20 protein-coding genes are annotated in these 19478 nt (G+C 36.6%); 6 read left to right on the forward strand and 14 right to left on the reverse strand.

Going from position 1 to position 19478, the window contains the following annotated elements; translation table 11 throughout:
* Positions 1–69 precede the first annotated feature (69 nt).
* Genes LY01_RS15160 through LY01_RS09435 form a run of 3 tightly spaced genes read left to right on the forward strand, consistent with a single transcriptional unit; the run spans position 70 to position 2838 of the window.
* Entirely contained in the window at positions 70–231 is a 162-nt protein-coding gene (locus LY01_RS15160; RefSeq protein ID WP_170034585.1) for a DUF5522 domain-containing protein, read from the forward strand.
* 6 nt (positions 232–237) lie between these two features.
* A complete protein-coding gene (locus LY01_RS09430) occupies positions 238–2241 on the forward strand; it encodes a urocanate hydratase (RefSeq protein WP_104515584.1) in 2004 nt (667 codons plus the stop codon).
* Positions 2242–2301: 60 nt separating this feature from the next.
* Positions 2302–2838, forward strand: coding sequence for a DUF4136 domain-containing protein (locus LY01_RS09435; protein ID WP_104515625.1), 537 nt, complete (start codon positions 2302–2304; stop codon positions 2836–2838).
* A gap of 62 nt (positions 2839–2900) precedes the next feature.
* Here the strand turns inward: LY01_RS09435 and LY01_RS09440 are convergent, their stop codons facing one another.
* The 7 genes from LY01_RS09440 to LY01_RS09470 form a co-directional block, all read right to left on the reverse strand.
* The gene (locus LY01_RS09440; protein WP_146080407.1) at positions 2901–5309 is read right to left on the reverse strand and encodes a hypothetical protein; all 2409 of its coding nucleotides are present in this window, start codon (positions 5307–5309) and stop codon (positions 2901–2903) included.
* Positions 5281–6318, reverse strand: coding sequence for a hypothetical protein (locus tag LY01_RS09445; protein ID WP_104515586.1), 1038 nt, complete (start codon positions 6316–6318; stop codon positions 5281–5283). The genes LY01_RS09440 and LY01_RS09445 overlap by 29 nt, the downstream gene beginning before the upstream one ends.
* Before the next feature lie 96 nt (positions 6319–6414).
* Positions 6415–6822, reverse strand: a complete 408-nt coding sequence (locus tag LY01_RS09450) for an OsmC family protein (RefSeq protein ID WP_104515587.1) — start codon at positions 6820–6822, stop codon at positions 6415–6417.
* Positions 6823–6831: 9 nt separating this feature from the next.
* Complete coding sequence (locus LY01_RS09455; protein WP_146080408.1) at positions 6832–7233, reverse strand: hypothetical protein; 402 nt, start codon at positions 7231–7233, stop codon at positions 6832–6834.
* 23 nt (positions 7234–7256) lie between these two features.
* Positions 7257–9341, reverse strand: coding sequence for an alpha-ketoacid dehydrogenase subunit alpha/beta (locus LY01_RS09460; RefSeq protein ID WP_104515589.1), 2085 nt, complete (start codon positions 9339–9341; stop codon positions 7257–7259).
* Between the two features lie 56 nt (positions 9342–9397).
* Entirely contained in the window at positions 9398–9715 is a 318-nt protein-coding gene (locus LY01_RS09465) for a GIY-YIG nuclease family protein (protein ID WP_104515590.1), read from the reverse strand.
* 47 nt (positions 9716–9762) lie between these two features.
* The gene (locus tag LY01_RS09470) at positions 9763–11076 is read right to left on the reverse strand and encodes a dihydrolipoamide acetyltransferase family protein (RefSeq protein WP_104515591.1); all 1314 of its coding nucleotides are present in this window, start codon (positions 11074–11076) and stop codon (positions 9763–9765) included.
* 126 nt (positions 11077–11202) lie between these two features.
* On the opposite strand from LY01_RS09470, the gene LY01_RS09475 reads away from it, so the two are divergent.
* Positions 11203–11547 carry a hypothetical protein gene (locus LY01_RS09475; protein WP_104515592.1) on the forward strand — a complete coding sequence of 115 codons (345 nt, stop codon included), beginning with the start codon at positions 11203–11205 and terminating at the stop codon, positions 11545–11547.
* Positions 11548–11654: 107 nt separating this feature from the next.
* On the opposite strand, the gene aqpZ is transcribed toward LY01_RS09475, so the two are convergent.
* From aqpZ to paaZ, 6 genes are all read right to left on the reverse strand, one after another.
* Entirely contained in the window at positions 11655–12359 is a 705-nt protein-coding gene (gene aqpZ / locus LY01_RS09480) for an aquaporin Z (RefSeq protein WP_104515626.1), read from the reverse strand.
* 140 nt (positions 12360–12499) lie between these two features.
* On the reverse strand, positions 12500–13096 hold the full coding sequence (locus LY01_RS09485; protein WP_104515593.1) for an acyltransferase: 597 nt from the start codon (positions 13094–13096) through the stop codon (positions 12500–12502).
* A gap of 46 nt (positions 13097–13142) precedes the next feature.
* The gene (locus LY01_RS09490) at positions 13143–13538 is read right to left on the reverse strand and encodes a four helix bundle protein (protein ID WP_245890680.1); all 396 of its coding nucleotides are present in this window, start codon (positions 13536–13538) and stop codon (positions 13143–13145) included.
* Between the two features lie 41 nt (positions 13539–13579).
* Positions 13580–14332 carry an enoyl-CoA hydratase/isomerase family protein gene (locus LY01_RS09495; RefSeq protein WP_104515594.1) on the reverse strand — a complete coding sequence of 251 codons (753 nt, stop codon included), beginning with the start codon at positions 14330–14332 and terminating at the stop codon, positions 13580–13582.
* Positions 14333–14374: 42 nt separating this feature from the next.
* Positions 14375–14686 (reverse strand): GIY-YIG nuclease family protein, encoded by a 312-nt coding sequence (locus tag LY01_RS09500; protein WP_262497514.1) that lies wholly within the window; start codon positions 14684–14686, stop codon positions 14375–14377.
* 39 nt (positions 14687–14725) lie between these two features.
* Positions 14726–17278, reverse strand: coding sequence for a phenylacetic acid degradation bifunctional protein PaaZ (paaZ, locus tag LY01_RS09505; RefSeq protein WP_104515596.1), 2553 nt, complete (start codon positions 17276–17278; stop codon positions 14726–14728).
* Between the two features lie 320 nt (positions 17279–17598).
* On the opposite strand from paaZ, the gene LY01_RS09510 reads away from it, so the two are divergent.
* A complete protein-coding gene (locus LY01_RS09510) occupies positions 17599–18360 on the forward strand; it encodes a hypothetical protein (RefSeq protein WP_146080409.1) in 762 nt (253 codons plus the stop codon).
* Positions 18361–18386: 26 nt separating this feature from the next.
* Positions 18387–19157: a hypothetical protein gene (locus LY01_RS09515; RefSeq protein WP_104515598.1), complete on the forward strand. Its 771-nt coding sequence runs from the start codon at positions 18387–18389 to the stop codon at positions 19155–19157.
* 63 nt (positions 19158–19220) lie between these two features.
* Here LY01_RS09515 and LY01_RS09520 read toward each other — a convergent pair.
* On the reverse strand, positions 19221–19478 hold a 258-nt coding region (locus LY01_RS09520), incomplete at its 5' end, for a transposase (RefSeq protein WP_146080410.1).

Consider the following 19478-nt stretch of genomic DNA (forward strand, 5'->3'; position numbering starts at 1 on the left):
ATTTACCCTTACTTAAAACCAATCTCGTTGCAATTCTTATATCTCTAGCAACTATTGTATTTTTATAGCATGAAGAAGATTATTCCCGTAGAAGAAGGCGATTATTACTTGACACCAGAAGGATACCGTTGTTTTACAGAGCAATACCATCTTAAAAGAGGTTATTGTTGTGAGAGCGGTTGCCGTCACTGCCCATACGGATACGATAAAAAGACAAACAGCCAAAACTAAGAATTCATGAGTGAAGATATTTCTATAGCACGCTTTCGCGAAAGCATACAAACAGGAATTCCTGAAAAACTACCAGCACCACACGTTTATGATACTAATGTAAATCATGCCCCTAAACGTAAAAAAATACTCAATGCTGAAGAAGAGAAATTAGCATTGCGCAACGCACTGCGTTATTTTGACCCAAAACATCATGAAATTCTTTTACCAGAATTTAAAGAAGAGTTAGAGAAGTACGGTCGTATTTATATGTATCGTTTCATGCCTGAATATAAAATCAAGTCTAGAAATATTGCCGACTATCCAGCAAATTCTCAGCAAGCAGCAGGTATCATGCTTATGATACAGAATAACCTAGATCATGCCGTAGCACAACATCCACATGAACTAATTACTTATGGTGGTAATGGTGCTGTGTTTTCTAACTGGGCACAATATTTACTGACCATGAAGTACCTAAGCCAGATGAATGACGAGCAAACGCTGGTTATGTATTCTGGTCACCCTATGGGATTATTCCCTTCTCATAAAAAAGCACCGAGATGTGTAGTTACTAACGGGATGATGATTCCTAATTACTCACAACCAGATGACTGGGAAAAGTTTAACGCTCTAGGTGTTACTCAGTATGGACAGATGACAGCAGGTTCTTTTATGTACATAGGACCACAAGGTATCGTTCACGGTACAACTATTACCGTTCTCAATGCTTTTAGAAAAATAAAAAAAGAACCAACTGGAAACATATTTGTAACCTCAGGTCTAGGTGGAATGAGCGGTGCACAACCTAAAGCTGGTAATATAGCTGGCTGTATCACTATTTGTGCAGAGATGAATCCTAAAGCTGTACACACCAGACACTCACAAGGTTGGGTAGATGTGGTTATTAAAAATACAACAGATTTAATCTCTCGAGTACAAAAAGCTCAAGAAGATAAGGAGACAATCTCTATCGCTTTTGAAGGAAATATAGTTCACGTTTGGGAAGCGCTTTACGATGCTGATATTCACATATCGATAGGTAGCGATCAGACCAGTTTACATAATCCATGGGCTGGCGGATATTATCCAGTAGATCTTACTTTTGAAGAATCTAACGAGATGATGAGCAATCAACCAGACGACTTTAAAATAGAAGTGCAAAAATCTTTGAGACGTCATGTAGATGCGATTAATAAACACACAGAAAAAGGAACGTATTTCTTTGACTACGGTAATGCATTTTTGCTAGAATCTAGCCGCGCAGATGCTGATATAAAAGGAACAGACACTGAGTTCCGTTATCCTTCTTATGTGCAAGATATTATGGGACCTATGTGTTTTGACTACGGTTTTGGTCCGTTTAGATGGGTTTGCGCATCAAATGATCCAGAAGATCTTAAGAAAACAGATCAAATCGCGACTCAGGTATTAGAGCAATTGTCAAAAGAGGCTCCAGAGCGTATCCAGCAACAAATGCAGGATAATATAAAATGGATTAAAGGAGCACAAGAGAACAAACTAGTAGTAGGGTCACAAGCTAGAATTTTATATGCAGACGCAATAGGTAGAATAGAAATTGCTCGTGCCTTTAATAAAGCTATAGAAGCCGGTGAGATAGGGCCTATAGTTCTAGGTCGTGACCACCACGATGTCTCTGGTACAGACTCTCCATATAGAGAGACTTCTAATATCTATGACGGTTCTCGATTTACTGCAGACATGGCTATACAAAACGTTATAGGTGACAGTTTTAGAGGTGCAACCTGGGTTTCTATACACAATGGCGGCGGCGTGGGCTGGGGCGAGGTTATGAATGGTGGTTTTGGAATGGTAATTGATGGTAGTAAAGAATCAGAAGATAAGCTAGAATCTATGCTTTTCTGGGATGTAAATAACGGTATTGCTCGTAGAAACTGGGCGCGTAATGAAAATGCTGTTTTTGCTATTAAGAGAGCGATGGAAATAAATCCTGCTTTACAAGTCACGATACCACATATGGTAAGTGACGATTTGATCGATAATAATTAATCCGTTTTTAAGAAGGTGGTTTTAGGTTCCGCTTTCGCGAAAGCAAAAAAAACAAAAGCAATGAAAAAAGTATTAACTCTTCTCGCAGTAATTACATTATTAGTAAGCTGTCAAACGGTACGTGTTTCTCAAGACTATGCTATAGGAACCGAATTCAATAACTACAAGACCTATGCTTTCTTTAAAAAAGGAATAGACGAGGCTAAGATCTCTGAGCTGGATAAGAAACGTATTCTCAGAGCTATCGATACAGAAATGGCAGCTAAAGGTTTTGTAAAGTCTGAAAACCCTGATATAATGGTAAGCATTTTTACCGACTCAAAAGAACGTGTAGACGTTTACAACAATAACTGGGGCTGGGGCTTTGGTTACGGTTGGGGCTGGGGCGGCGGCTTCTGGGGTAATAACAGGAATAGCGTTAATAGAACAACAGAAGGTATTCTATACATTGATTTAATCGATGCAAAAAAGAAAGAACTTATCTGGCAAGGTGTAGGAAAAGCACCTCTTAAATCTACACCAGAAGAAAAGGTAGAACGTACTAACGAGATCGTAAAAGAGATCTTAACGCAGTATCCACCGATGCCTAACAATTAAGAAGATACAATTAAGCACATATTGAAAACCCCATTTCATTGAGTTGAAATGGGGTTTTAATTTTAATTCACATAATTCTTAAACCAAGAACATTCTTTTAAGACCTCTCGATAATACTCCGTATCGGAATATTCATTATTCAATTGATTAAAATAATCTTTGTGCTGTCCACAAATATTAAAGGTGTACGTATTTGTATCATAGTCATAGCGACCGTCTTCACAGCTGTTTGTTTTGGCTAGCATAAATAAGATAGCAGCCTTAGTCTCTCTAGAACCGCTTTCTGCTCGTAGTCCTTTTAAGAAATAATCATTTGCTTGATACATGATAAAACTATCATCTATTTTACTCTCGTCACTGTCATCATCTCCATAGCTAGATCCTGCCAGTTCATTACGGTTATTATTACCTATATAGTAACTGTCATTCATAAACCAGCCTTTATAACTCATGTTGTACCAGGCATTACCTATCATGTAATAATAATCGGCAGTTTTACTAGGCTGTGTTTGTGCTAGCTGCTTTAATTTAATTAAAGTTTCTGCTAGCTTTATCTTATTATCCTTATAATTTTCACGTTCTAGATCTTCCCTTTCTATTACAGCGTTCTCTCCTAAAACAGCACTATAATCTTCATGAAAACCGTTAGACATAGAGATAAATGGAACATTCATATATTCTTTAATAGATGCTGAGAATATTTCTGTACGCAAACCTTTTTCCCAAAACACCTCAGGGCTTTTTACTTGTTTAAACTCAATTACAGCATGTTCTAGTAAATCCTTTCTCATGTAATAAGTACCTCTTAAATCATGAACATAATCCTTAGGCGCCGCTTTCATTCTTTTTAAAATTGTTTTTTCAAAAGCTGTAGGGTTAGAACGACTTATAAAAAGGTCAAAATTATTAATATAATCATCTCTTAAATAATGATATTTTGAATCGTATTCCCAACTATAAGCGTGCGTCGTCCCTACTCCTGCCCAATCGTACTTTGTATCATTAGCATAAGAGTCATAATTTATAGAAGTAAGAATACTAGCTATAGGATTATCAGCTTCATTATATAAAGCGCTTATATGATTAAAAAATGCTGCAACTGTAGGCTTGTGAGTATGCAAATCTACATCGCTAGCTATAGTTTCATAACTGCGTTTAATAGCCTGTCTATCTAGTGACTTAATGGCCATAAATGAAATAGCTGTTTTAAGTCTCTTAAAATGTTTTTTAAACCCAACTGCTGGTTTATGATTTTCTAAAGTGGCTAGTGCTTTATTATTTTCTTGATTATAAAGTTGAGTAGTGGCAAGTATCAACGTCCATAAATCTTTATTCTTAAGGTTTTTATTTTTCAACAAATCCTTACTAAAGAAACCCAAAGCTGCAGCATTAGAGCCTGCAGAATCTTCATCATCACCATAATAATAGTTAGAAGTATGCTCAAAAACCTCTGACTGCATCTGGTCCAGCCATCTTACTGCTAGTACATCCAGATAGGGAGAGTTCACATTCTCTCTAGAGATGTTCTCCATTTCTCTCAACACATTACCACGACCATGAAATGCTTTGAAAAAACTCTTCACATCGTTATTCTCATTAAGCTTTTTAAAATCGTAACTATTTTCTAAAAGATTCCAATTTAAAAATCTCAGGCTCACACCTGCGGTATATCTTCTATCTGGTAATTGATCATAAACCTCTAGATAAGAAACTGCTGCAAGAACCTGATTATTGATATTAAAAGCTGCGCCAGCCATTTCTTCCATCGCGCGGTAATACATGTAATTACCTGTTGAAGACTTTTTAAGTATGGTATTAAAATATCTTATAGCTATCTCATTTTCTTGTAAATAATGAGACAGTTTTACCGCTTGAAAACCGGCACGATTACGCATAAAATCATCTGGTGCGGTAGCGACCAGCTCTAGTGCCTTAGAAAGTAATTCTCTTTTATCTATCTTTCCAGCATCACCACCATAATAATCAGTCTCTCCTTGATACCAGCCATTACCATTTGATTTATCACTAGAAGCATGTTGAGATATTTTAGCTAGCGCGAGGTATTTCTTGAAAAATAGGTTTTCTGGTTTATTTAATTTATCGCCTACCTCATCGTTATAAGATTCAAACCCTTCTTGATCTAGAAACCACCCTACAGGTCGTTTATAAATTATATCTATAAGCTCTTTTTCTGTAAAAACGCCTTTGTAGTACGCTGTCCATTCTGCTATGTTTTGTGACTTTTGATCCTCTTCTTGGATAGAACAAAATGGTGAGTCTGGACAATTTAAAAACGCATGAAAATCTGGACTTACTAGAGAGAATTGATCTACAATAGGATAATAATTGTCTTCCCATGCAGGATCCCAACCGCAAAAAGCTCCATTGGTATTATTAACTGTATTCCCAAAAGCAACCACCGGCAACACCAGTAACCATAATTTACTTAGCAAAAGACGAAAGGTCATCATAAGAGAATTTTGAAGTTAATGAAGTATTGATATGGTAATATATAGTTTGATAATCTCTATTAGACGGCGCAGCTTCCTTAATCATAGCAGCCAGCTCTTCCAGTTTATCTTTGGTTATAGTTTCTACTCTTACATGATCTCCTTTATAAATAAAGATGCCATTGACGTACGAGTCTGATGTTGCCGTATAGCTGTTTTCTTTTTCCGCTTTCGCGAAAGCGGACTCTAACAAACCAGGAGTAAGATCTCTTAAAAGACCTTTGAGTTTTCCATCTCTGTATAAAACACCCCACTCAAAAAGAGGAAGCGCAACATCAAACGGTAATGGGTATTCATCTAACTCTTCTAAATATTGAGCAGTAATCTCGTTGCTTAAAATAGAATTAGTCTCCTCTACACTGCCCAAATTACCAACATTATAAGCCATCAAAACAACTTTATCTACTGGCGGCACACCAGTACGGTCTTTATATTTTACCTGGTGCAACCTCAACGTAGAACTGATGCTGTAACCAGGCATTTGATTTTTAAGGGATTTTAAGAACATGAAAAAACTATCTCTTGTGCTATCTGTCCAGTCGCAATCTATTTGTATTTCTCTTACTGCAACTTGACCAGTAAGATGCTTGTTCTGGATTCTTTTTATTTTATCGGCCGTGTTTAAAGCTAGTTTTTGAATATTATTCCCATTACCATCTTTATGTAAAAACACCTCGTTACGTATATAGATAACAGGTACAATTTCAGTAGCGAGAAAACGTGTGTTTTCTTCAAACTGAACTGTTGCAACAGGATAAACTTTATCTACATTTTGGTCTATAACAAGATCAAAGAAACGCACATATTCTTTAAAAGTTCCGCCATGTTTAATGAGCTGGTCCGTTTTATCAGTAGGTTTAAAATTTGTACTCCAGTGGTAAAAAGAATAGTTTCTACCCTCATTTTTCACATCTTCTTTACAAGATATAAGCAATAAAGCAGAGCATAATATTAGAAAAATATAGCGCATGTAATGGTATTGAAAATCAATGACAAATATACCATTTGCAACAAGTGATAATCAAAGAATTAACAAACTTAAAAATGATAAAATTTAATGAATTTATTAATTCACTTTAACCTCATATGTGATCTCCACACACTTATCAAAACTCTTTGAAACTGAGCAGTATTTCTCAAAACTCAAATCTGCTGCTTTTTGAGCTTTATCTGGATTGATATCGCCTTCTAGTAACACAATCACATGCATAGATTTAAATGGCTTAGAATCATCTAACTCATAACGCTCTCCAGTGACCTCTACTTTATAACTCGTAATGTCTTGGCGTTGCTTTTTAAGAATGGCAATAATATCTATCGCACTACAAGAACCTACACCCATAAGAAGTAACTCCATAGGACTTACTCCTCGAACGGTTTCCATGCCGCTATGGTCTATCATAACCGTATTACCAGAAACACCTGTTGCTTCAAGTAGGTATTCTGTGTTTTTTCTTTCTATTTGTACTTTCATTTTAATAATTTAGGGATTGCCGCCACAGGCTATTTTAATAATATCACTATAGTTTCGAGTGAAATCGATACTCTTACATATTTCTATAAAATTTTCATCATTTGGTTTAAAGCCAAAAGACTTCATTATTTTGACTTTAATAGATTCTTTAAATTCTACGAAGTTTAAGTTGTCAACGTCTCTTTTCAAAATCAATTCTCCTTTATAAATGCAAAGAGTATTTTTAAATATTTTTTTCCAACTAGACTCGTTGAAGTAATGATCAATTATTTCATAAACATGACCATTACCATCTACATATTTCTGATTAATGAGTTGCTCTCTTTTTGAATAGCAAACTTCTAGATCAGACAGAAAAACCGTGTCGTATTCAGCAAAACCTTCTGTCCAGCTTTCAAAAGATATGTTCATCAATGGAAACTTAATCAACATGATTAATAATTAAGAATTTCCTCAATCTTAGTTTTTACTTTCTCTGTACTAGGAATCATCGTTTCCTCAAGAACAGAATTTAATGGAATCGCTGGCATATTTTCAGATCCTATGACCATTACCGGAGCGTCGATGTATTTGAAACATTCTTCTTGAATGCGACCTTGTAAGGCACGTGAGAAACTATTCTCACTAGGTTCTTCAGTAACTACCAGGCATTTACCACATTTCTTCACACTCGCAAAAACCGTTTCATAATCTAGTGGATGCAGCGTTCTTAAATCCACTACTTCTACTCTATCCTGTAAACCAAGTTCTTCTGTAGCATTCATTGCCCAGTGCACACCCATTCCGTAAGTAATAATACTCAAGGTTTCTTCTTCCTCTTTTTTCCAGATTTCTTGAAGCACCCATGCTTTTCCAAACGGCAACACATAGTCCTCACTAGGTTCTACACTTGTAGCGCCTTTAGTTCCTTTTACTTTAGACCAGTACAAGCCTTTATGTTCAAAAATCACCACCGGATTAGGATCATAATAAGCAGCTTTCATCAATCCTTTTAAATCGGCACCATTTGATGGATAGGCGATTTTAAGACCTCTTATGTTAGAAACCACACTTTCCATAGAACTAGAATGGTAAGGACCACCAGAACCGTAAGCACCTATAGGTACTCTCAATATCATTGACACTGGCCATTTACCATTACTTAAGTAATTAGATCGAGAAACCTCTGTAAATAACTGGTTCAATCCAGGCCAGATATAATCTGCAAATTGCACTTCTACAATCGGTTTTAAACCTGCGGCACTCATTCCTACGGTACTACCTACTATAAATGCTTCTTGAATAGGCGTGTTGAAAACTCTATTATCGCCAAATTTTTGCGCTAGCGTTGCTGCTTCTCTAAAAACACCACCTAATCTACCACCTACATCTTGCCCATATAACAAGCATTCTGGATGTTTTTTCATCAATTCTTCAATGGCAAATAGAGCACAATCTACCATCACGACTTTCTCCGCACCTAATGGAGAGCGCTCTCCTTTTTCTTCCGTTATTGGCGTTGGTGCAAAGTCATGTGTGAATAAATCTGCTGGCTCAGGATCGGGCATTTTCATTGCTTGATCAAGAGATTTTTCAGATTCCGCTTTCGCGAAAGCGTCATAACCATCTAAATCCTGCTCACTAAATCCATTATCGAGAAGTAACTGTCTCATACGCGGATATGGATCACGGCTTCTCGCCTCTTCCAAATCATCGCGATAAAATTCCATTCTTACACCACTCGTGTGGTGATTTAATAACGGCACTGTAGCGTGAACCAGAAACGGTCTACGTTCTGTTCTTATTTTTTCAATCACCTCGTTTAAGGTGTTGTAACTTTCTTGAAAATCAGTCCCATCGATAGAAATAGCTTCTATACCGTGGAATCCCGCAGCATATTCGGCAGCATTTTGTGCACGAGTTTCAGCAGCGTTTGCACTGATATCCCAACCGTTATCTTGTACTAAATAAAGAATAGGCAACTGTTTCAAAGCCGCCATTTGAAAAGCCTCAGCAATCTCTCCTTCTGTTACTGATGCGTCACCTAGAGAACAAACAACAACAGAATCTGAAGTTACACTAGAGTCAGAACTTGCGTCCACAGCTGCTCGTTGCTGGTCAGTTAAACTCTCGCGATAATGAAATCCTAACGCCACACCAGTAGCAGGAATAGCCTGCATTCCTGTAGCACTAGATTGATGTGGGATTTTGGGCTTATCGATATCATTCAAAGACGGATGTGAATAATAAGTACGACCACCAGAAAATGGGTCATCTTTTTTAGCCAGCAACTGCAACATTAAGTCATAAGGTTTCATCCCTATAGAAAGTAACATCGCGTCATCACGGTAATATGGAAAAGCATAATCTTGTGGTAACAACTGCATTCCTAGCGCAGTCTGAATCACCTCATGACCACGACTGGTGGCATGCACATACTTAGAAACTGTTTTAAAGTTCTCTTCGTAGAGCTCTGCCATTGCTTTGGCAGTGGTTAGGTTTTTATATCCGAATTCTAAAATTTCTTTACTTATTTTCATAATATCTTGAATTTCCGCACTTGATGCGGAATCTGATTATACTTACTCCATACTAATTAATAATTCTCATCATCCCACCAAGCCTCTGCAAGATCTAGCCATTCTGGATTATCCTTTTCAATAAGGTCTATTTTCCATTGCCGCTTCCACTTCTTCAGCTTCTTCTCTCTTGCTTGTGCCTCTTGAACCCATTGAAATTCTTCAAAATAGACCAGTTTTTTAGTCTGGTATCGTTTTGAGAACGCTTTCTTATACCTTTCTTCTTTATGTTGTCCAGTTCTATGCTTCACATCATCTGTCATTCCAAGGTACAAAACACCATCTTTCTTATTAGAAAGTAAATAGACATAATATTTGTGCTCGTAACTGGCCATTAGATAAAACTAGCAGTTTCCGCGTCGAGCGCGGAAAATCAATTTCATTAATAATCTTTATCAGGAGCAGCCTCTAGATTCAAAGCTACTTGCTTTAAAAAGCTACCTCCTAAAAATCCATCTACTACTCTATGGTCAAATGATAATGATAACATCATCATACTTCTTATCTCAATACTGTCTACGCCATCTTTGGTCATGACCTCAGCACGTTTTTTAATGATTCCTGTGGCTAGAATAGCTACCTCTGGCTGATTGATAATAGGTGTTCCCATTAATGATCCAAATGTTCCCACATTTGATATCGTAAATGTTCCTCCTTTAATATCGTCGCCACCTAATTTATTTTCACGTGCTAGGTTTGCCATGCGATTCACATCTGCAGCGATTTCTTGCAGAGATTTTTGGTCTGCATTTTTTACCACAGGTACTATTAAATTACCTGATGGTAATGCGGTCGCCATTCCTACATTGATATTTTCTTTAACGATTATGTTTTTGCCGTCTACACTAGCATTAATATTAGGATATTCCTTAATTGCTCTCGCTACCGCATCTACAAAAAGCGGTGTAAAAGTTAATCGCTCGCCATATTTTTCTTGAAAAGGTGCTTTATTTTTATTACGCCAGTTCACTAAATCTGTAAGATCTGCCTCCACATAAGCAGTCACGTGCGGACTGGTATGCTTAGAATAAACCATATGATCTGCAATCATAGAGCGCATGCGATCCATTTTTATAATGGTACCTGTTCCTTTATCCAGTTTTAATTGTGGTATACGATATGCCGTAGGATCTGGTTCATTATTTACTGCTTGTGCAAATTGAAAAGGTCTTCCTTCATTAATATAATTTACCACGTCACTCTTGCGCAACCTACCTTCATGACCAGTTGCTGGTATGCGAGCTAGTTCTTCATAAGACATATGATTCTTACGAGCCATAGAATCTATAAGCGGACTCACAAAAAGATCTTGATTTACATAAGAGTTAGAAACAGAAGTAGTTTTTGAAGTTGTCTTTACTGGTTTAGGCTGCTTACTCACAGAAGATTCACTCTTAACTACCGTATTAGACACAGCAGATTTTGGAGTGGCTACCGTCTTTACAGACCCATCTGACTCTTCAAATTGAGCAATCACGCTACCTATTTCTACCACATCACCGTTAGCGCATAAATGCTTAGACATTATCCCTGCCGCTGGTGCTGGCACTTCATTATCTACCTTATCTGTACCTACTTCAACAAGAATATCACCTTCTTCAAAAGCTTCTCCTTCTTGAACTAGCCAGTTAAGTATTGTTCCTTCTGTTATTGATTCTCCCATTTTTGGGAGCAAAAAATCCATAGTCTTTGCCATGGTATAAAAATAAGAAAACTAACGCTTGTTAGTTGCATAAATTTTGTTGTAATTCCGCTTTCGCGAAAGCGGAATTCTCAAAATCAAAAAATCATTACTTATTTTCACGTTGTTAAAGAAGAAAGAATGCAAATTCATTATAAGGAAAAAGCGCTGCTAGCAAATCAATATAAAATTGAAAAAGCAGAACGCTCCAAAAATTGGATAGGACGCAACTGGATTAATGTTTTATTGTTTGGCCTTTTTATCAGCTTTGTAAGACCTACTTATACAAGTGTTGCTGACGGTGTTTATAGAAAAAAGAGTGTTACGGCGTTAGATCTTAGCGATTTTGGATATTTCGGAACTGTACTATGCATCGCAATATGGTACGCTGCATGTATGACTATCGCTTATTTTGTCTGGAATTATCAGGATAATAGAAAAATAGATCGATTAAAAATGAACGAATACAGCTTCAAAAAGAATTAGAAGAATTACGTCAACCAGAATAAACAACCTTTTTTGTAAATCATCAAGTATAAAAAAAACCAGAGCGATTGACTCTGGTTTTTAAATAACTTATGACTTGTTAAATATTAATTATTATTAGGAGCCATAAATTTATAGACGACTCCTGCTAGAGCTGCTCCTACAATAGGTGCTACCCAGAATAACCATAATTGCCCCATAGCGTCTGCGCCTGCAAAAATAGCCACGGCTGTACTACGAGCTGGATTAACTGATGTGTTAGTTACTGGTATGCTTATTAAATGAATTAAAGTTAAAGCAAGACCAATTGCCATACCTCCAAATCCTGGTGAAGCATTTTTATGTGTCGCTCCTAAAATCACTATTAAAAACATAAAAGTCATAACAACCTCGATAACTAATGCTCCCACTAATCCAAAGTTTACACCGTAAACATTTGCATCATAAAAATTAGTAGCAAACGCACCTGGATTAGACCCTAGTCCTGTAAAATCTGCAGAGCTACTTATAATAAGATAAAGTACCGCAGCACCTACAGCGCCACCTAATACCTGTGAAACAATATATCCTAGAAGATCTTTGCCTTCAAATCTACCGCCCATAAACAAACCTATGGATACAGCAGGATTAAAATGTCCACCAGATATATGTCCTAATGCATATGCTCCTGTTAATACGGTAAGTCCAAAAGCTAAAGAAACACCTACGAGTCCTATTCCTATATCTGGAATGCCAGCTGCGAGTACTGCACTTCCACATCCACCTAGTACAAGCCAAAAAGTTCCAATAAATTCTGCTAATAGTTTTTTCATAAAAATAAATTTAAGTTGGTTAAAAATAAGTAAACTACTCATTATCAATCACCTAATTTATTACACAATTTTCATTTATCAAAAAAAGCAATACGCAAATGATGTAATCTCTACAAATAACACAAAAAACAGACGAGATACTACTCCTTTTTTATCTCTTGTAGCGTCTTATAAAAATCTTCTTGAATCGGTCTGTTTTCTGGGATTTCACGCAGCGGCTTTACTTCTCTCATCGTCTCGTGACAATCTGCTGGTAATTGCTTATATAATTTTGTGCCAGCGGTTTTCCAGGCAATCATTTGATCTGAGACTTCTTTGATTTTTTTGGCTGGATTCCCTACGATAAGACTGCGTGGTTCAAAAACAGCTTCGGCTTTTACAAATGCCATCGCTCCTACTATGCTTTCGTCTCCTATAGTAGCGTCATCCATTATGACACTATTCATACCTATCATACAATTGCGACCTAGATTTGCACCGTGAATAATTGCTCCATGACCTACGTGCGCGCCTTCTTTAAGCGTGATACTTTTCCCAGGAAACATGTGTACAGTGCAATTCTCTTGTACATTAACGCCATCTTCTAGAATTATCTCGCCCCAATCGCCTCGTATTACAGCTGAAGGTCCAACGTAACAATCCTTGCCTATGATCACATTACCAATTACGGTCGCTTGTGGATGAACAAAACTGGACTCGTGAATTACTGGAATGTGGGATTTGAAAGAGTAGATCATAGAGCTATGAGTTTTGAGCTATGAGCGGTTAGCTCCTAGCGTTCAATTATTTTGATTTTAATTTACTTCTTAGTCCAGAAATCATTTTACCTATTTCAGTAAGCACGGCTCGATTATTTTCAAATTCCTCTTTTGAGATATACTTTCTCAGAAATGCTTTAGTATTCCAAGTAACGCATTCATGACTGCTGTCCCAAGCCATTTTAAGGTATCTATTAAAATTAGGATCTGTGCTTCCTGAACCTTCTGATATATTAGCAGCTATTGAATCTGCTGCTCGACAGAATTGTGAGGATAAGCGATACATTTCCTTTTTAGGAAACTTATCTACAAGTTGATTAATAGTCTCGCCAAAATCAACAGCTTTTTGATAAACCTTTAGATTTTCAAAACTGAAATGATAATTACTTTCAAATTCCATAATTCTAATTTGAATATTCATTGTAATTTTAATAGGATTAACTCATAACTCACAGCTCAAGACTAGCGAAAGCGCTTCAACGTTTCCTTTGTAAATTCACTCAATACCAATCTACCTGAAATTTTTGCTCTTTCAAAAAGAAGTTGATCCCAGTTTTCACAACCAGTCCAGAACATCTTTTTCATTTCTGCCATAGCATCTGGATTATAAGTACATAGATTTTCGGCAAATGCTTTTATTCCTGCATCCATTTCTTCTGTAGAATCATAAACCTCAGCAAAAAGACCGTTGTCTTTTGCCCATTGCGGTGTGTAGAATTCGTTTGCATTGATAGCAATCTGACTCATTCCTGTCAATCCAAGTTTGCGCTCTACCGCTGGACCTACTACAAATGGCCCAATTCCTATGTTGAGTTCGCTTAATTTAATACTGGCAAATTTAGTCGCAAAGCAATAGTCCGTTGCACTAGCTATACCAACTCCACCACCAACGGTTTTACCTTGTACACGACCTAGTATAAATTTAGGACACTTGCGCATGGCATTAATCACATTTGCAAATCCTGAGAAAAATATCTCTCCTGTTTTTGCATCGTTTACAGCAATTAATTCTTTAAAACTAGCTCCTGCACAAAAAGTACGTTCTCCACCAGATTTTAAGATGATCACCTTAGTAGCGTCATCATTTCCAGCATCAGTAATGGCTTGTGCTAATTGAGCTAGAATATCACTAGGCAACGAGTTGTGCGCTGGATGAAAGAATTCTATGGTTTGTATTTGATTTTCTGTTGTTGTTTTTACGTAAGGTGCTGTCATAGTATAATTTTCCGCGCAGGCGGAAATCTTTAAATTATTATCTCAATCTTTATAAATGTCTAAGTTCCAGCCTTGACTTAAATCAAGCCAGTCCTGGTTTACTTCTTGAATCAATCGCATCTTCCACGCTCGATTCCATTTTTTTAGTTGTTTTTCTCTTTTATGCGCTTCTTCCCAAGTTCCTTTTACTACTTCGTAATAAACTAACCAATCTACATTGTATTTTGACGAGAAAGATGTTTTATATTTCTTAGTCTTATGCTCAAAGGTTCTTCTTTTGATATCATCAGTTGCACCTACATAAAGTATTCTATTATTTTTACTAGACATTATGTAAACATAGTAGGTTTTCACTGTTATGGATTGTACAATTTAATATTCATTACGATGGTACTAAAAGATTTCCGCCTGCGCGGAAATATTAAACTGTTCAAAATGATGACTCAAATGCTTTCTCTCCAATAAAGTCCACTCATATTTACTCAGCGCTCCAAAAACAGCATTCTTAGTAGTTGCTTTTGGATTCTTTTTATAGAAATCTAGATATTCATTTCTAGCTTCTAGCAGTTGATGTTTTGCTGTTTCTAAGTCTTCATGCTTTAAGTCTTCTAATTCGCCATCTTTCATTAATGGCATTTTGTGATTTTGTGGCATTTTATCATAATTCCACAAAGTCGCTGCTACTTTTTCTAGATATTCATCTGGTGTTGCAACCTCAAAATCTTGAATCTTTCCACTAGCAATTCTATAGCTCATCTCGAGATGTTCTACCATGTGCTGTGGTGTCATTGTACCCCATTGAGGTTTAGCGTTTGCATCTAATTTTGCAAAAGCAGACTTTATGTAACCTTCCGTAATTTCTGGAAAAACGGTTTGTTTTTTCTCTACCATAGTAAGAATAGTCGCTACCGCTACAAGTGCTGTTGCTTCTTCATCAGTCTTACCATTTTCATAATCAACTGGCTCTGCATCAAAAACTTCTACATACCATTTTACAATTCCAGATGGATGTTCTCTACCAGCAACATCTCTTTCTCGTTTTTCTTTACAAGTTAAACGTACATAAATCGTGTCATTATGATATAATGGTCTCAAGAATCTAATATCTTCCAGACCATAATTGGCGCTTACCGGACCTTTATTAGGATAAACAAACAATCCTGCTGCTGCACTGATTATAAAATAACCGTGTGCGGTACGTTTCTTAAATATACTTCCATCTAAACTGGTAATATCTGTATGTGCATAGAAATGATCCCAAGTTAAGTTTGCAAAATTCTGGATATCATTATCAGTCAATGTTCTTTTATGAGTTTCTAGGCTCATTCCTGGTTTAATATCTTCATAATGGTATGAGAATGGATGATTCTCTGCTTTTTTATAAGCTCCATTAGGCTGGTATATTCCAGTGATTTCGGTAAGCGATGTTGGACTTCCTTGAACAGCACAACGCTGCATATAGTGTTTAATACCTCGCAGTCCACCCATTTCCTCGCCACCACCAGCACGTCCTGGTCCACCATGTACTAACAGTGGTAATGGCGATCCGTGACCAGTGGATTGTGGTGCACTATCTCTATTTAAAGTCAATATTCTACCATGTGACGATGCTGCGTTTATGGTGTACGCTTTCGCGAAAGCGTCATCACCAGTAACTACACTGCTCACCAACGAGCCTTTACCCATATGAGCCAGTTCAATCGCCTCATCTAGATTTTTATATGGCATCAACGTACTCACAGGACCAAAACATTCTACTTCATGAGCTGCGGTATTTTTAAACGGTTGATCTTCTCGCATTAAAATAGGTGACATAAACGCTCCTTTTTGGGCGCGATCTCCTAAAATCTCCACCTCATCTAGGTTACCATAAACCATTTGTGCGGTTTGAGCAATTTTTAAAATTTGTGATTTAGTAGTTTCTCTTTGATCGTTATTAATAAGAGCACCCATGCGCGTTTCTCTCAATAATGGATCTCCTATCACGGTTTTAGAAAGTTGTTTCCCTAATGCGATTTGCACGTCTTCCATTAAGTTTTCTGGGACAAGAATTCTTCTAATCGCGGTACATTTTTGTCCAGCTTTAGAGGTCATCTCTTTACGAACTTCTTTTACAAATATGTCAAATTCTGGAGTTCCAGGAACAGCATCTGGTCCTAAAACAGAAGAGTTTAATGAATCTGCCTCCATTGTAAATGGAACCGATTCTTCTAATAATCGTGGATGTGCTTTTAATTTTCTACCTGTATGCGCACTACCTGTAAAGGTTACAACGTCTTGCGAGTTTACCGTATCTAAAATACTTGTAGTCAGACCACTTAAGAGTTGTAAAGAACCTTCTGGAAGGATTCCTGAATTTATTATTTCACGCACTACAGCTTCCGTTAAAAATGCTGTTTGTGGTGCTGGCAATACTATTGCTGGCATACCAGCCATCCAGTTTACAGCACATTTTTCTAACATTCCCCAAACTGGAAAATTAAATGCATTGATATGCACGGCGACACCTTTGCGAGGTACTAGAATGTGATGTGCCATAAAACGACCACCACGCGATAAATCAATAGGGTCACCTTCTACGGCATAACTCTGATCTGGAAAGAGTTTTCTCAAACTAGCATTTGCAAATAGATTTCCAAAACCACCTTCTATATCGACCCAACTATCTGCACGTGTAGCACCAGTTTTGTAACTAATGTCGTAAAACGCCTTTTTTCTTTTATTGAGATAAAGTGCTAATTTCTTAATCATATTACCACGTTGCTGAAAGGTCATATCCCTCAACACTTTACCATGATCGCGACCATATTGTAACGCACTAGCAATATCTAAACCTTCAGTACTTGTAAGACCTATGATGTCACCAGTAATGGCGTCATACATATTACGTGTAGATTTCTCTTCACCAGCTTGCCACTGGCCATTGATGTAACTTTCTAAGATCATATTCTTTTTAATAGATGGTTGTGATCTCGCTTTCGCGAAAGCGTAACACTTATATATGTCTACGAAAATACGAAAAGCAACCGAATAGACTAACACTTGTTAGTTAAAGTAGATTAAGCCTGTAAAAATTCTAAAAGAAAATAGTAAAACTAGAAATTTTACCGCACTTCGTCCTTAAAAAACAACTAGTGGTAGAAAACATTTGAGCTTTTCTAATAACAAGGTTTTTGAAGTAGTATTATTAACTAATTTAGCGGTTCTAAAATTTTATAGCCATTATATTGAAACGTTATATAACACTCATAACTATACTCTTAGCCATGTTAAACATGAATGCTCAAGTAGGAATAGGAACCACAAATCCAGCTCCAGGAACTGTTCTCCACGTAGACGATGGTAGTGGAACAGAAGGTGTAAAACTTCCTGATGCAGATATAGTGGATTTAAACACTATAGCACCACTTCCTTCAGGAACAGAAGAAGGCATGATGGTTTATAATACAAATACATTTACTGGTCAAGGATATTTTTACTGGAATGGTTTTGTGTGGGCACCTATTCAATTATTCGATAACATATCAGCCAAGTTTGATTTTGATGAATCAGTAGATGGAGATTCCACTTTAGATTTGAACACAACAACTGAAATTGACATTGAATTGATGAATGGTGTCGTCTTTAATGATAACGCGACCTTATTCACCCCTATTCCTGATCCTTCTGGAAGTGTAAATAGTCTTAGAATTCAACAAAACGGACGTTATCGAATTACTGTTTTTATTAGTTTAGAGCAGCAGGAAAACACAGGGTCGAGTGCAATTCAAGGAAGATTGAAGATTACCGATGATTCAACCACAATACCTACTATAAGATATGACGGTAGTTTACATAGAAGTACCGAGATGGATCGAAATGGAGGTAATAGAGATGACGATGGGACTTTGTATTTTACAGAAGTAATCGAAATTTATGCAAATGAAAAAATTTCGGTTGCTTGCCGTGGATTAGAAGGAATAGATCTTGTTTCTGTAAATGAGCATCCAGAACGAAACTCTGCATTTATTATTGAAAAATTAAGATAAATTCAAAACTAACTTTTAAAAATACTATGAAAAATATTTTTCTACTCTTTATAATTTTAATTGGAGTCTACAGTAATTTAAATGCACAAGTGGCAATAGGCACTGATACTCCAGGTATAGGTGCTGCCTTAACTATTGAAGATTCTACAGGAACATCTGGTGTTCTTTTTCCAAAGGTTAGCATCGATGACTTATCTACAGTAACTCCTTTACCTATAGGAACAGAAGATGGAACAATTGTTTATAATACAAATACTACAACTGGAGTTGGTTATTACTTCTTTAAAAATAATAGATGGGAACCTATTTTTGGTACTGTAGGTGGTATGGCCAAATTCACTAATGCAGTTAGTGGTGCTTCATCAAATAATTTGAATAATGGATCTACAACCGCTCAGCTTTTCGGAGCTAATTATTTTAATGATAATGCCGTAATTTATCAAATAATTAATCCGTCTATTTCTGCAAATTCTATTAGAATAGGAGCTGCTGGCAGATATAAGATAATTATAAACCTATCTTTAGTAGGATATTCTAATAATTCCAGCGAACGATTACTAGCTGTAGAAGCTGTACTGAATATTAACGGTACCGCTACAGGTGGTATTTATAGAAGTAGTGAAATGATATCACCGAATAGTTCTTCTCCAGATTATGGTAGCATTGAGTTAACAGAAATAGTAAATTTAAATACTAATGACGTCATAACAGTTAACGTAAATAGAACCCAAGAAATAGGCAATGTTTATTTGAGAAGTTCAAATACATCTTCTATTTTTCTAGAACGACTTAATTAATAAATGACACTATCCTGAAAAGTGTGTAAGTTAAAATAACTTGGGTTTGACTTTAATTAATATTTAGAGTTGAACCCTTTTATCATATATAGTTAAGAACTGATTAAGTATGATTCCCCAGTTTCTTACTGGCATAGACCATTTCTTAGTTGCTTCTCTGATTGCCAAATATACAGATTTCATAACAGCTTGATCTGCACGGAAAGACAACTTGTTTTTGGTGTATTTACGTATTTTTCCATTAAGATTTTCGATAAGGTTTGTTGTATAGATGATTTTTCTGATCTCGATTGGGAACTCAAAGAACACGGTAAGCTCATC

It is taken from the genome of Nonlabens xylanidelens (assembly GCF_002934445.1).
Classification (GTDB): domain Bacteria; phylum Bacteroidota; class Bacteroidia; order Flavobacteriales; family Flavobacteriaceae; genus Nonlabens; species Nonlabens xylanidelens.

What these genes read in the sequence shown, in the direction of transcription:
- LY01_RS09430 (WP_104515584.1), top strand. Translation starts at nt 238, where the DNA reads ATGAGTGAAGATATTTCTATAGCACGCTTTCGCGAAAGCATACAAACA.
- paaZ (WP_104515596.1), bottom strand. Translation starts at nt 17,278, where the DNA reads ATGATCTTAGAAAGTTACATCAATGGCCAGTGGCAAGCTGGTGAAGAG.
- LY01_RS09465 (WP_104515590.1), bottom strand. Translation starts at nt 9,715, where the DNA reads ATGGCCAGTTACGAGCACAAATATTATGTCTATTTACTTTCTAATAAG.
- LY01_RS09440 (WP_146080407.1), bottom strand. Translation starts at nt 5,309, where the DNA reads ATGATGACCTTTCGTCTTTTGCTAAGTAAATTATGGTTACTGGTGTTG.
- LY01_RS09515 (WP_104515598.1), top strand. Translation starts at nt 18,387, where the DNA reads ATGAAAAATATTTTTCTACTCTTTATAATTTTAATTGGAGTCTACAGT.
- LY01_RS09495 (WP_104515594.1), bottom strand. Translation starts at nt 14,332, where the DNA reads ATGACAGCACCTTACGTAAAAACAACAACAGAAAATCAAATACAAACC.
- LY01_RS15160 (WP_170034585.1), top strand. Translation starts at nt 70, where the DNA reads ATGAAGAAGATTATTCCCGTAGAAGAAGGCGATTATTACTTGACACCA.
- aqpZ (WP_104515626.1), bottom strand. Translation starts at nt 12,359, where the DNA reads ATGAAAAAACTATTAGCAGAATTTATTGGAACTTTTTGGCTTGTACTA.
- LY01_RS09475 (WP_104515592.1), top strand. Translation starts at nt 11,203, where the DNA reads ATGCAAATTCATTATAAGGAAAAAGCGCTGCTAGCAAATCAATATAAA.
- LY01_RS09485 (WP_104515593.1), bottom strand. Translation starts at nt 13,096, where the DNA reads ATGATCTACTCTTTCAAATCCCACATTCCAGTAATTCACGAGTCCAGT.
- LY01_RS09455 (WP_146080408.1), bottom strand. Translation starts at nt 7,233, where the DNA reads ATGAACATATCTTTTGAAAGCTGGACAGAAGGTTTTGCTGAATACGAC.
- LY01_RS09460 (WP_104515589.1), bottom strand. Translation starts at nt 9,341, where the DNA reads ATGAAAATAAGTAAAGAAATTTTAGAATTCGGATATAAAAACCTAACC.
- LY01_RS09490 (WP_245890680.1), bottom strand. Translation starts at nt 13,538, where the DNA reads ATGAATATTCAAATTAGAATTATGGAATTTGAAAGTAATTATCATTTC.
- LY01_RS09510 (WP_146080409.1), top strand. Translation starts at nt 17,599, where the DNA reads ATGTTAAACATGAATGCTCAAGTAGGAATAGGAACCACAAATCCAGCT.
- LY01_RS09470 (WP_104515591.1), bottom strand. Translation starts at nt 11,076, where the DNA reads ATGGCAAAGACTATGGATTTTTTGCTCCCAAAAATGGGAGAATCAATA.
- LY01_RS09445 (WP_104515586.1), bottom strand. Translation starts at nt 6,318, where the DNA reads ATGCGCTATATTTTTCTAATATTATGCTCTGCTTTATTGCTTATATCT.
- LY01_RS09435 (WP_104515625.1), top strand. Translation starts at nt 2,302, where the DNA reads ATGAAAAAAGTATTAACTCTTCTCGCAGTAATTACATTATTAGTAAGC.
- LY01_RS09450 (WP_104515587.1), bottom strand. Translation starts at nt 6,822, where the DNA reads ATGAAAGTACAAATAGAAAGAAAAAACACAGAATACCTACTTGAAGCA.